This is a genomic window from Aestuariivivens insulae (assembly GCF_022662195.1).
GTDB lineage: Bacteria > Bacteroidota > Bacteroidia > Flavobacteriales > Flavobacteriaceae > Aestuariivivens > Aestuariivivens insulae.
On the sequence record NZ_JAKMCS010000002.1, the window covers coordinates 354,489 to 367,937 of the forward strand.

At 35.6% G+C, this 13,449-nt stretch carries 11 protein-coding genes; 6 read left to right on the forward strand and 5 right to left on the reverse strand.

The genetic code is table 11. From position 1 onward, the window contains the following. The first annotated feature begins 243 nt into the window (after positions 1-243). From MR062_RS04145 to MR062_RS04155, 3 genes are all read left to right on the forward strand, one after another. The gene (locus MR062_RS04145) at positions 244-780 is read left to right on the forward strand and encodes an RNA methyltransferase (protein ID WP_242202866.1); all 537 of its coding nucleotides are present in this window, start codon (positions 244-246) and stop codon (positions 778-780) included. 52 nt (positions 781-832) lie between these two features. Then, positions 833-1,492: a class I SAM-dependent methyltransferase gene (locus MR062_RS04150; RefSeq protein WP_242202819.1), complete on the forward strand. Its 660-nt coding sequence runs from the start codon at positions 833-835 to the stop codon at positions 1,490-1,492. A gap of 253 nt (positions 1,493-1,745) precedes the next feature. Beyond that, on the forward strand, positions 1,746-2,249 hold the full coding sequence (locus tag MR062_RS04155; protein WP_242202820.1) for a hypothetical protein: 504 nt from the start codon (positions 1,746-1,748) through the stop codon (positions 2,247-2,249). A gap of 13 nt (positions 2,250-2,262) precedes the next feature. On the opposite strand, the gene folK is transcribed toward MR062_RS04155, so the two are convergent. Then, positions 2,263-3,396 (reverse strand): 2-amino-4-hydroxy-6-hydroxymethyldihydropteridine diphosphokinase, encoded by a 1,134-nt coding sequence (gene folK / locus MR062_RS04160; RefSeq protein ID WP_242202821.1) that lies wholly within the window; start codon positions 3,394-3,396, stop codon positions 2,263-2,265. Positions 3,397-3,468: 72 nt separating this feature from the next. Between folK and MR062_RS04165 the strand changes: the two genes are divergently transcribed. After that, positions 3,469-4,173, forward strand: coding sequence for a queuosine precursor transporter (locus MR062_RS04165; RefSeq protein ID WP_242202822.1), 705 nt, complete (start codon positions 3,469-3,471; stop codon positions 4,171-4,173). Positions 4,174-4,371: 198 nt separating this feature from the next. Continuing rightward, entirely contained in the window at positions 4,372-7,038 is a 2,667-nt protein-coding gene (locus MR062_RS04170; RefSeq protein ID WP_242202823.1) for an AsmA-like C-terminal region-containing protein, read from the forward strand. Here the strand turns inward: MR062_RS04170 and MR062_RS04175 are convergent. Next, a complete protein-coding gene (locus tag MR062_RS04175; RefSeq protein WP_242202824.1) occupies positions 7,031-7,825 on the reverse strand; it encodes a DUF2797 domain-containing protein in 795 nt (264 codons plus the stop codon). The two genes, MR062_RS04170 and MR062_RS04175, sit on opposite strands and share 8 nt — an antisense overlap. A gap of 42 nt (positions 7,826-7,867) precedes the next feature. Between MR062_RS04175 and MR062_RS04180 the strand changes: the two genes are divergently transcribed. Next, complete coding sequence (locus MR062_RS04180) at positions 7,868-9,382, forward strand: GH3 auxin-responsive promoter family protein (RefSeq protein ID WP_242202825.1); 1,515 nt, start codon at positions 7,868-7,870, stop codon at positions 9,380-9,382. 230 nt (positions 9,383-9,612) lie between these two features. On the opposite strand, the gene clpX is transcribed toward MR062_RS04180, so the two are convergent. The 3 genes from clpX to tig form a co-directional block, all read right to left on the reverse strand. Further along, positions 9,613-10,845, reverse strand: a complete 1,233-nt coding sequence (gene clpX / locus MR062_RS04185) for an ATP-dependent Clp protease ATP-binding subunit ClpX (RefSeq protein ID WP_242202826.1) — start codon at positions 10,843-10,845, stop codon at positions 9,613-9,615. 253 nt (positions 10,846-11,098) lie between these two features. After that, complete coding sequence (gene clpP, locus MR062_RS04190; RefSeq protein WP_242202827.1) at positions 11,099-11,773, reverse strand: ATP-dependent Clp endopeptidase proteolytic subunit ClpP; 675 nt, start codon at positions 11,771-11,773, stop codon at positions 11,099-11,101. 215 nt (positions 11,774-11,988) lie between these two features. Continuing rightward, positions 11,989-13,317 carry a trigger factor gene (gene tig, locus MR062_RS04195; RefSeq protein WP_242202828.1) on the reverse strand — a complete coding sequence of 443 codons (1,329 nt, stop codon included), beginning with the start codon at positions 13,315-13,317 and terminating at the stop codon, positions 11,989-11,991. Between the last annotated feature and the right edge of the window lie 132 nt (positions 13,318-13,449).

Consider the following 13,449-nt stretch of genomic DNA (forward strand, 5'->3'; position numbering starts at 1 on the left):
TGGTTTTTAAGTTTTACTTTTGTTGAAAATTGTAACACGCAATGTACTATTAATTTCATGCTTTTTGAAGTTGATTTTTCATAAGTTATTTACAATTGAATCGAGATTTCAACAATACAATCGTCATTGCGTGAATGGTGAAGCCACACCTCTTAGTAATGGCAGAAACATTGGTGACTGAGGCTCTGCAAGTCACATAAAACAAATAAAATGGCGCTTCGAGAGCCTCAGCGCCCAGTAATGATGCGTAAACTAAAAAATAGCGAATTAGACCGACTAAGCATTAATGCTTTTAAAGAAGCCCAAAAAACACCTCTTATTATTGTATTGGACAATATTAGAAGTTTAAACAATATAGGTTCGGTATTTAGAACGAGTGATGCCTTTTTAATTGAAAAAATCTACCTCTGTGGTATTACGGCAACACCACCTCACAAAGACATCCATAAAACGGCTTTGGGCAGTACCGAAACCGTACACTGGGAATACGCCAAAGACACCTTACAGGTGGTTGAAAAACTAAAGGCTGAAGGTGTAAAGGTTTGCGCCATAGAACAGGCTGAAAACGCTACCATGCTCAACGACTTTACTCCTGAAGCCAAAACCCGTTACGCCTTGGTTTTTGGCAACGAAGTAAAAGGTGTTGCACAAGATGTGGTTAACGCTAGTAATATGGTTATTGAAATTCCACAGTATGGCACCAAGCATTCCTTAAATATTTCGGTGAGCTGCGGCGTTGTGGTTTGGGATGTGTTTTCTAAGCTAGAAGCTAGAAGTTAGAACATACTTAACCTTATTGTCATTTCGAACGTAGTGAGAAATCTCATAATATATGGCAACTAAAACTAAAAAGCCGTGGCCTACCAAAGCTGTTATGACCCAGATTTACGATATGAAACTCTGGGGCGGCAAGGACTTCGATTTTTATTCTGGGACAGGATCTCATGATACAGAAATTGTAACCACATATATAAATGCCGTAACAGCTTTTTTAAAATCGTTTTCCAAACCATTAACCATTTGTGATTTTGGTTGCGGTGACTTTAATATTGGCAAACACTTAGTTCCGCTTTCAAAAAAATATATTGCCATTGATATTGTTAAAGCCCTTATTGAAAGAAACCAAAACCTATTTAAAGCAGCCCATTTAGAATTTCATTGTTTAGATATTGCAAAAGACCAACTTCCAACGGCAGATTGCGTGATTATTAGGCAAGTGCTTCAGCATTTATCAAATCCTGAAATACAAAGCATAGTAACCCAATTACAAGCATATAAATATCTTATTTTAACCGAACATATCCCGTTAGGCAACTTTACGCCAAACAAAGACATCATTTCCGGACAAGGTATTCGAATAAAGCAACATAGCGGGGTTAATATTCTTGAAGCACCCTTTAATTTAAAGATCAAAAACAAAAAACAACTTGACGAACATATTTTAGAAAATAACAAAGGACGTATTGTTACTATATTGTATACTATGTTTTAAATTGGAAATTCACTGTAATTTTATTTGATTCTTAAAGTAAGAAAAATTAACTTCATTTATAACATAGCTAGATCAATAATCATTTGGTGTTTATCCTTTGAAAACCACAAAGAATACCCAAACATTAATTCAATTCAACCATAAAGAAGTATGAAATTAATTATTAACTTTCTTTTTCTTGCAATAAGCGCAACAACATTTGGGCAAAGTGATTTTGTTATACAGGTAAACGATTCTCTATTTGACTTAGCCCTTGACACGAATTATCAAATTAATATCAAAGGGGGAGATTTTTACAATTAAGCTAAAAGCTAAAGACACTTTAACACATGACGACAACCTTTATAGCTTCAAATTCCCTAAAGACTACAAAGTCTCAAAAGCTATCATTGATGATGGAATTCACCAGATAATGATTATGACCGCTGAAGGAAGTGGCATTCTAATTCAACAATATATCAATTTTAACCCTACAATGCTTAATGAAATGATGATAAACGAAGCGACCAAGGAAAGCATTAATTATGGATTTAAAATGAAGAGACAAGATTATAACAGAGATTTAATCTCTGGACAAAAGATAAATGTTGACAAAGCCATTTTAAAGTACAAAGACGAGATAAACATTTATGAAATAGCCTCAATTGGCAATAGAGATGAAGGAATTATTATTATAACAATGAGAATGGATGATGATGAAGGCACTCAAGGTCAAAAGATAATTGACTTAATGTGGAATACCTTAATATATAAATAAAAGGCAATAGATTTTACATTTCCCCACAAATCTCATCCAATACCCATAAATAATCGGCACGGTTCTCCATAAAATCCTTCCCTGAAATATCAATGATTTTCACATTAACATCGGTTTGGGTTTTTAGGAAGTCCAAATAACCTGCATTGATTTTTTCAAGGTAGTCATTAGCTATATTTTGCTCGTAATCGCGCCCTCGCTTTTTGATGTTTTGCTGCAATTGCTCGGTACTCTGATATAGATACACATACAACTCTGGCTTGGCTATGTCTTTATACATTAAATAAAACAGCTTACGGTAGAGGTTAAATTCATCTTCTGGCAAGGTAATTTTCGAGAAAATCAACGACTTAAACACATCGTAATCGCTTACCACAAAATCCTTGAACAAATCGAGTTGCGATAGGTCGTCACTAATTTGCTGGTAACGATCGGCCAAAAACGACATTTCCAAAGGAAACGCATAACGTTCTGGCTCTTTATAAAATTGCGGCAAAAAGGGATTATCGGCAAAGCGCTCCAAAATTAATTTGGCATTAAAATCTCGGGCCAACTTTGTCGCTAAACTGGTTTTCCCAGCCCCTATATTACCTTCTATAGCGATGTAATTATAATCTGAGAATTTAAACTGCTTGCTTGGGTTTTTCAGCCAAATGTTAATAGGCTCTAAAACCGATTCATCCTTACTTTCATCCAACAACACCGACACAACTTTATCCAACTTGGGGTGCATTACCTTCGATGCTATGTCGTTTAACGGCAAGAGCACAAACCTACGTTTTTGCATTTCGGGGTGCGGCACCTGCAAGGTTTGGGTATTTATTATTTGGTCTTCGGCAAAAACAATATCCAAATCGATGGTTCTGGCCTCATAAACATGACTATGGCTACGTACACGCCCCAAAGTCTTTTCTATAGCCAACAAGTGTTCAAGAACGCTTTGCGGTTCCAAATCACTTTCCAAAACCAAACAGCAATTAAAGAAGTCGTCTCCTTCAAAACCAAAAGCTGGAGATTGATAGACTTTGGAAATCAATTTAATGTTACCAATACGCTCATGTATAGCATTAACGGCATCTTGCAAGTTTTTAAACTTATCGCCCTTGTTACTGCCCAAAGCAATATGGTATGTTGTTGCGTTCACCATAACGAAAGGCAAAATAACTAAAACAATTTTTAATCCGTTATATTTACTGAACGTATTTATCCACAATTACAAATGACACAAAAAGACAAACTCGCCGCCCAACGCATATACATCCTCTTAGGTGCACTGTTTATAACCTCGTTAGTGGTATCCAACCTTATCTTTCAAAAATTCTTTTATTGGTATCCCTTTGATGTTGAAATTTTTGGAAGTAAACTTTTTGAAATATCGGTTGGTATTCTGCCTTATCCCATTACCTTTTTAATTACCGACTTAATAAGTGAAATTTATGGCAAAAAACGAGCCAACGACATTGTGGTTGCTGGCATATTTGCATCGTTATTTTCTGTATTCATTATTTATGCTGCCAATGGTGTTCCGGCTATTCCAAACTCTCCAATAGACAACCCTACGTTTACCCATGTTTTTGGCCGCACTATTTTAGCAGTAGCCTCTAGTATGATTGCCTATTTGTTTGCCCAGTTTATCGACATACAGATCTATCATTTTTGGAAACGCCTTACCCAAGGCAAACACCTCTGGTTAAGAAATAATTTCTCCACATGGCTTTCACAATTTGTTGACACCTTTTCGGTAGTTTTCCTGCTTTGCTTTTTTAAGGTATTACCGTGGGACATCTTTAAAGGCCTTTTAATTAGCGGGTTTCTTTTTAAAGTATTGGTCGCTGCTTGTGATACGCCATTCTTATATCTAGGAGTCTATCTCTTTAGAAAACGGTTCAACTTAAAGGTGAATGAAGAAATAGATTTACTTTAGCGTTTATGTAAACCAACATATCTTCATCCCCAAATATCGAGAAGAATACCTCCACTCTTAAAAAGAGAAAGCACAAAACATAATTCTTTTTTTAAACGAAGACACATGTACATCTGTTGGAAAGATTAAGTTTATTATTTTTACTTATTCCAACCAAACTAAAATTGCTGTCGTATATTTATATATAAAAACTGATTTATGAAAAAAGCCCTAAAAATCACTGGTATTGCCGTATTAATTATATTCGCACTCCTTATAGCCATTCCCTTTGTATTTCAAGGCAAAATTAACGATCTCGTTAAACAATTTATCAATCAGAACCTTAATGCAAAAGTTGAATTTAGCGATGTGAGCCTAAGCTTTATTAGACACTTTCCAAAAGCCCATGTAAGTGTAAACGATTTGCTCATCACCAATTTCAAACCTTTTGAAAATGACACCCTTACCGCGATTAACAACATCGCTTTTACCATGTCTGTGAAAGAATTATTTAAATCTGCAGACCAAGACCCTATGACCATCCAATCTATCTATATAGATGAAGCCATTGTGAATTTAAAAACAGATAAAGATGGCCATGTAAATTACGACATTGCTAAACCATCGGAAAGCCAAGCTACAGAAACCAAAGACAGCAACTTCGCCTTCGACATAGAGGATTACAAAATAACGAATAGCACCATAAGCTTTAGCGACGCCAGCTCTAAGATGAACATGCTAATATCCCAATTGAACCATCAGGGCAAAGGTAGTTTTTCAGCAGACCAATCGGACCTAGACACCCATACAGATGCCCTGGTTAGCTTTTCCATGGACAGCACCAATTACCTAAACAAAAACTCCATTAAACTGGATGCCATAATTGGGCTTGATCTCAAAAACAGCAAATACAGCTTTAAGGACAATAAAGGATTTATCAATAAGTTGCCTATCGAATTTTCGGGTTATTTACAGCGATTGGAAAACGGGCAGGATATTGATATTACGTTTGAAAACCCAGAGTCCTCATTTAAAAACTTTTTAGCATTAATACCGGAAGCCTATTCTAAAAACATTGAAAATGTCCAAACCTCGGGGGATTTTAAAGTAAAAGGTATTATAAAAGGACGAAGCTCTGAAAAAACCATTCCTCACTTCGATATTTCAATTACGTCCAACAATGCTTCATTTAAGTATCCAGACCTGCCAAAAAGTGTTGAAAACATTACCATAAACACCTCCATTAAAAATGAAACAGGTAAAAACGAAGACACCTATATAGACATTAAAGCACTTAATTTTAAAATTGACAGAGACGAATTTAAATCTTCGGCAACCTTAAAGCATCTTACCGAAAACATGTTGGTAAATGCCAACATAAATGGCCTTTTAAATTTAGACAACATTTCAAAGGCATACCCCATTACACTGGAAACGCCTTTAACAGGTATTCTGAAAGCCAACTTAAATACGGCTTTCGACATGAATGCCATTGAAACCAATGCTTACCAACGCATTAAAAATAGTGGCTCGGCAAGTATTACAGACTTTGTTTATACCTCAAAAGATATGGCGAACCCTATTCATATCTCCAATGCAGACATCGTATTTAACCCAGATACTGTTTCGTTAAACAACTTTAAGGCTAAAACTGGGGATAGCGATTTAAATGCTACTGGCAACCTTAAAAATTTAATGGGATTTTTATTAAGTGATGGAAATTTACAAGGCGAATTTAAAGTAAACTCCAATGTGTTTAAGGTGAATGATTTTATGGTTGAAGACGAAACTGCTTCGGAAAATAAAACCGACGTAAATACCGAACCTTTAAAGATACCTGCTTTTTTGGATTGTGTTATTTATGCTAATGCCAACACGGTGGTTTACGACAATTTAAACTTAAAAGACGTTAAGGGTTCTTTGGTAATAAAAGACCAAAAAGCATCATTGAACGATCTAACATCTAGTATATTTGACGGCGCACTGTCTGTTACGGGAGACGTTTCTACAAAAGAAGAAACACCCCGCTTTAATTTAAATTTAAACGCTAACGATTTTGATATTGCCAAGTCTTTTAACGGTATGGAACTTCTTCAAAACTTAGCTCCCATAGCCAAATTGCTTCAAGGGAAATTGAATACCAATCTTAATTTTTCTGGTGATTTAGACCAAGAGTTTACGCCTAACTTAGGTACGGTTTCCGGAAATGCATTAGCCGAACTGTTAAGCACCAAAATTAGCACCGATCAAACAAATTTGATTAGCAACCTTGAAGGCGCCTTAAGTTTTATAGATTTTGACAAACTGAATTTAAATGACATTAAAACCAAATTTGAATTTGCAGAGGGTAAAGTAGTCGTAAAACCTTTTCAGTTAACCTATGAGGACATCAACATTGAAGTTTCTGGTTCGCATGGTTTTGACAAAACTGTAAACTACAACGCCGTATTTAATGTACCCGCCAAGTATTTAGGAAGCGAAGTAAACAACCTTATCGGCAAAATAAATACTGCCGAAGCCAATACGATTGCCATACCAGTTACGGCCAATATTACAGGCTCTTTTACGAACCCTACTGTTAAAACCGATTTATCCAGTGGTGTAAAAAACCTAACCCAACAACTTATTGAAATTCAAAAACAAAAACTGCTCAACCAAGGAAAAGACAAGGCTAAAGACATGCTAAATAACCTTATTGGTGGCAATAAAGCCAAAACGGACTCCCTTAAAGAAGAGCAAAACAATACGGTCAAGGATGTTTTAGGTGGTATTATAGGCAATAAAACACCATCGGATTCTACCAAAACCAGTACTACCAATACGGTTAAAAATGTATTGGGAGGTTTATTGGGGAAAAAGAAAAAACAAAAAGATACAGTTAATTAATAGAAATCTTAACTACCAATCCCTCATTAGCACGAATATTAAAAACCGTATCATCTTCAAAAATGAAGTATTGCCCTTTTATACCAACCAATTTACCAGTATAGTTTTGTGCTTTTACAATATTTAAACTTTTGGGCTTCTCCGGAAATCGATTGACGGGGAATTCCAAATTAGTTTCCGTATTGCTTTCAATAAAGTAATCTTTAGCCTCATCTGGAATAAATGGTCTTAAACGTTCCCGCCATGCTACTAAATCTTCATCTTTTATTTCATTTTTAAGCATGGTACGCCAATTGGTTTTATCGCTTACATGGTCTTTTAAAGCAACTTCCGTTATACCTGCCAAGTACCTGTTGGGCACTTCAACAATTTCAATGGCCTCATGGGCACCCTGATCTATCCATCGTGTAGGCACTTGATTTTTTCGGGTAACCCCAACTTTCACATTACTGGAATTGGCCAAATACACAATATGGGGCTGTAACTGCACTTGCTTTTCAAATTCCAAATCTCGATCTTCCTTACCCAAATGCGCCGTACTTAATTCGGGACGCATGACCCAATCTGCCGCTTGTGGCACTTCATAAAAGCACTGTTTATCGAAACCTTGCCTATAAATAGGCTTATCCAATCCACAGTTTAAACATTGATACTTAACAAATTGAATTGTTATGGTTTTATTGAGCAACTGATTGACATTTATAAAGTCGTTTTCAAACACTAAATAGTATTGAATAGGGTTGGAAAATTCCGTTTCCATTTTTGTTAACACACCTTGGTAGAACATGAAAAAAAGTATTACTTTAGAAATTTTAAAGATAAAATAAATATGCCAATTCCTTTAGTTAATTCTATAGCCTCTTGGTTTCTCAAGAAAAGGTTTCACCAAATAGAATTGTTTCTTAAATATCCGCATGAAGTCCAAAACGAATTACTGTTAAGTCTTCTGGATTATGCCAAACATACGGAAATTGGCAAACAATACGATTTTGCATCCATTAAAAACTATAAGACGTTTACTGAACGCATTCCCATTAAGAACTATGAAGGCTGGCAAGATACCATAGAACGTGCCCGCCAAGGAGAATCCAATATTTTTTGGCCAACACCCATAAAATGGTTTGCTAAATCCAGTGGTACAACAGGCGCAAAAAGTAAATTCATTCCGGTTAGCGAAGAATCGCTTGAAGATTGCCACTATGCTGCCAGTAAGGATTTACTTTGCATGTATCTAAACAATAATGAAGACTCTCAACTCTTTACCGGCAAGAGCCTGCGTTTGGGTGGAAGCAAAGAGCTATATAAAGAAAATGGAACTGTTTTTGGGGATTTATCTGCTATTTTAATTGACAATATGCCATTTTGGGCAGAATTTAGTAGCACCCCAAGTAATAAAGTTTCCTTAATGAGTGATTGGGAACATAAAATGCAAGCTATTGTTAATGAAACTATAGAGGAAAATGTTACTAGCCTTGCCGGTGTTCCGTCATGGATGTTGGTGCTCCTGAATAACGTTCTGGAAACAACCGGCAAAACTAACCTAACGGAGGTTTGGCCTAATTTAGAAGTTTATTTCCACGGTGGAGTTAGCTTTACCCCTTATATAGACCAGTATAAAAAGATTTTACCTAAAAGTGGATTTAAGTTTTATGAGATCTATAATGCTTCGGAAGGATTCTTTGCCATACAAGACCAAAACAACTCCAGTGAATTATTACTTATGCTAGACTATGGGATTTTCTATGAATTTATTCCTATGGACATTTATGCGACCCCAGAAGAAAAGGCCATTCCCCTTAGTGAAGTAAAGCTTAATGTAAATTATGCAGTCATTATAACCACCAATGCTGGTTTATGGCGCTATAAAATAGGAGATACTGTTAGGTTCACCTCCTTAAGCCCTTATAGGATAAAAATTTCGGGCAGGACCAAGCATCATATTAATGTCTTTGGCGAAGAACTCATTATTGAAAATGCAGAAGAGGCCTTAAAGAAGGTATGCAAACGTACCAAAGCCGAAATTGTAGATTTTACGGCCGCCCCTATCTTTATGAACGGCAAGGAAAAGGGAGCCCACGAATGGCTTATTGAGTTTAGAACACCCCCCAAAGACCTAAATTATTTTACCGAACTGTTTGACAATGCATTAAAAGCTTTGAACTCGGATTATGAAGCCAAACGCTACAATAACATGACCTTAAACAAACCAACTATACATGTTGCCCGAGAGCATTTGTTTTACGATTGGCTAAAACAAAACAATAAATTAGGAGGACAGCATAAAGTTCCTAGACTTTCAAACACTAGAAATTATTTAGAAGCGCTTTTAAAACTAAACTTATAATCTTACTTTTTAATCGACCAACTGTATGCCCAAAAGTTGTTTAACGAGTATTTTTTCGTCTTATCTAAAAGCCTTTAAAAACTTTTGTACGCTGGTTATTTCAGTATATTTTTAGTCCATAATTAGTAAAGACTTTCCTCATAGTGCTTTTATATTAATTAACTATCCATATTAAAATAAAAAACCACGCTTAAAAGCGTGGTTTTTTATTTATCAAACTAATAATTTATTTATGACACCGCTTTTAATTTCTTAAGCGTGGTCTTTGTTAATTTTTCCTCGGCATACAGTTTAGTTACATTGAATTTCTTCTCATCACTGCTAGGCAATTCGAACATAGCATCGGTTAGGATTTCCTCACAAAGCGAACGTAACCCGCGAGCACCCAATTTATATTCAATGGCTTTATCGACTATAAAATTCAAAGCGCCATCGGTAATAGTAAAGTCTATATCGTCCATAGCAAACAGCTTTTTATACTGTTTGATAATGGCATTTTTTGGCTCTGTTAAAATAGCCCTTAAGGTCTTGGCATCCAACGGATCCATATACGTTAATACAGGTAAACGCCCAATGATTTCAGGAATAAGTCCAAAATCTTTTAAATCCTTAGGAATAATATATTGTAACAAGTGGTTTTGATCTACAACATCATCAGATATGGATGCACTATAACCCACGGCCTGCATATTCAAACGTTTGGAAATAACACGTTCAATACCATCAAAAGCTCCACCAGCTATAAACAAAATATTTTCGGTATTAACTTCAATAAACTTTTGGTCTGGGTGCTTTCTACCCCCTTTTGGTGGCACATTAACCACAGTACCCTCTAAAAGTTTCAACAGGGCCTGTTGCACTCCTTCACCGGAAACATCCCTGGTTATAGATGGATTATCACTCTTACGGGCAATTTTATCAATTTCATCAATAAAGACAATACCCTTTTCGGCTTTATCCAAATTATAATCTGCCGCTTGCAATAAACGTGTTAAAATACTCTCTACATCTTCACCAACATAACCTGCTTCGGTTAACACCGTAGCATCAACAATAGCTAGTGGTACGTTAAGCATCCTTGCTATTGTTTTTGCCATTAAGGTTTTACCAGTTCCTGTTTGCCCCACCATAATGATATTACTCTTTTGAATATCAATATCATCATTTGAAACGGGTTGTAACAAACGTTTATAATGATTATAAACAGCTACAGACATTACCTTTTTGGTCATATCCTGACCTATAATGTAAGTATCCAAAAACTCCTTTATTTGCTGTGGTTTACGCAGTTTCAATTCTGCCGAAAGGTCACTACTGTCACTCTGTTTAGATTCTTCAATAACAATACCGTGTGCTTGCTCAATACATCTATCGCAAATGTGGGCATCTAATCCTGCTATTAACAAGTTGGTTTCTGGTTTTTTTCTACCACAAAACGAACATTCTAATTCTTCTTTTGCCATTAATTACTTTTTTAATCCCTCTATTAACACCTTATTCTAAGTTTTTATATTTTCCACACTTAAAAATGAATTATATAAAACTACATTAAAAATTAGGTTGTCATTTCGAACGTGGGACGAGGAGGAATCTCATCATTTAATAGTTCTATGGGATTTCTCGTCGCTCGTTCCTCGCTCTGTCGAAATGACAAATTATCTATTTAACTTTAAAAAACTCAAGTTAATAAGGCTTTATAAATCTACAAATTTTATTTTAATTCCTTACTAGCACTTCATCTATCATACCATACTCCTTGGCTTTATCGGCTTTCATCCAATAGTCTCGATCGCTATCGTTGTATACTTTGTCGTAATCTTGACCGGAGTGCTTACTTATAATTTTATACAGTTCTTCTTTTAGGATTAATATTTCCCTCGCCGTAATTTCTATATCGCTGGCCTGGCCTTGAGCACCTCCAAGGGGTTGATGGATCATTACCCTAGAATGGGTAAGCCCGCTACGTTTGCCCTTTTCTCCAGCACAAAGCAATACGGCTCCCATCGAAGCTGCCATACCTGTACAAATAGTTGCTACATTTGGTTTGATAAACTGCATGGTATCGTAAATGCCTAAACCTGCATAAACACTTCCTCCTGGCGAATTGATATAAATTTGAATGTCTTTTGAAGCATCTGTACTTTCCAAGAATAAAAGCTGGGCCTGAACTATATTGGCTACCTGATCGTTAATTGCTGTACCTAGAAATATAATCCTATCCATCATTAATCTTGAAAACACATCCATTGCTACAGCATTCATCTGGCGCTCTTCTATAATGTTTGGCGTTAAATTAGTAGGATACATGCTACTAACAATTTTGTTATAATAGGTACTACTGATACCTTGGTCTTTTATCGCGAATTTTTCAAATTCCTTTGCGTAATTCATAATGTTTATTCTAATTTTATTTGAATCGATTATCTGATAAGTGTCATTCTGAATGAAATGAAAAATCCCTAAATAAATCAAGATGCTTTTCTTACGCCCTGAACGACAATTAACTATACTTTAATCAGTGAACTTTTATACCTGTTTCCCCTGAATAAAAAAGCGCTTAAACTGTCTTGGTTTAAGCGCTTAAATATAATGAATTATTATTTGTTTTATTTATCTCCGTAAACTTCTTTAACAAAGTCTTCGTAACTTAATTCTTTTACTTTTATATTCGCCTTTTCCTTATAAACTTCTAGCAATTTCTGGCTAATTAACTGTTCTGAAATACGACGGGCTTCCTCTTGGTTAGACAACACACGTGCAGCGATATCATCTAATTCTTTGTCTGAAGGACTCATTTGACCAAACTGTGCCATTTGCGCTTTAATCATTTCTCTGGCATGATTTTTAATATCGTCCATAGTAACTTGAACGTTATTTTCTTCAATCAATTTACCTTCAATCAACTGGTATCTTAAACTCTTTTCAGACTTTTCGTATTCTTCTTGAGCTTGGGCTTGGTCCAATTGTTTTTCCCCTGCATTTTGCAACCATTTGGTCAAAAACTCAGCTGGCAAATCAAACTTGGTATTTTCAACCAAATATTCAGTAACGTCGTTTAACAGTTTTTGATCTGCTTGCTGAACGAATTGCTTTTCGGCATCTTCTTTTATTTTTGTCTTCAATTCTGTTACAGACTTCACCACGTCTTTACCAAACAGCTTATCGAACAATTCCTGGTCTAAGTCGGCCAATTCGCGCTTATTAATTTCAGTAATGGTAAAAGTGACCTCAATATCTAACCCATGAACCTCATCATGACCTAATTTTAAGGCATGCATCAACTCATGGTCATCATTATAAAGTCCTTTGGTCTTTAAGGTGATAACATCGCCAACTTTAGCCCCAACAAATTTCTTTTCGGTAGCTTTTCCTTTAAACTTATCTAAAGTTAAAGTTACTGTATTGTCAATTTCCTTTTCTTCATTTTTGTAAGTTCCAGTAACCTCACTATCATTTTCTACAACATCTTGGGACACCAATTTTCCATACTGCTTTTGGATACGCTCTACTTGCTCGTCAATCATTTTATCGTCAGCAATAATATTATATTGCGTAATGGCCTTTTTACTTTTTAACTCCACTTCAAACTCTGGAGCCAATCCTAATTCGAATTCAAAGGTAAACGCCTCGGCATCCCAATCGATATTATCTTGAGGTTTTGGTAACGGTTGCCCTAAAACATCCAACTTCTCCTCGGTTAGGTACTTGTTTAACGCATCTTGCAATAATTTGTTCACTTCATCAACCAATACAGCTTTACCATATTGCTTTTTTACCATCCCCATAGGCACTTGTCCTTTTCTAAATCCGGGAATGTTAGCTGTTTTGCGATAATCGGATAAGATTTTTTCAACTTTATCGCTATAGTCTTCTTTAGCAATATCTACCTTTACTACCGCATTTAATGCATCAACGTTTTCTCTTGTAATATTCATTTTAATGATATCTAACCTAAACAGGTATTTAACAAAATATATTTAGTTTAATATAGATTCCCTTTTCCAAGGGAATGACAATCTCAATCGAAATTTCGAGACAATTCTCGAAAAGTTTTTATTGACTAAAAT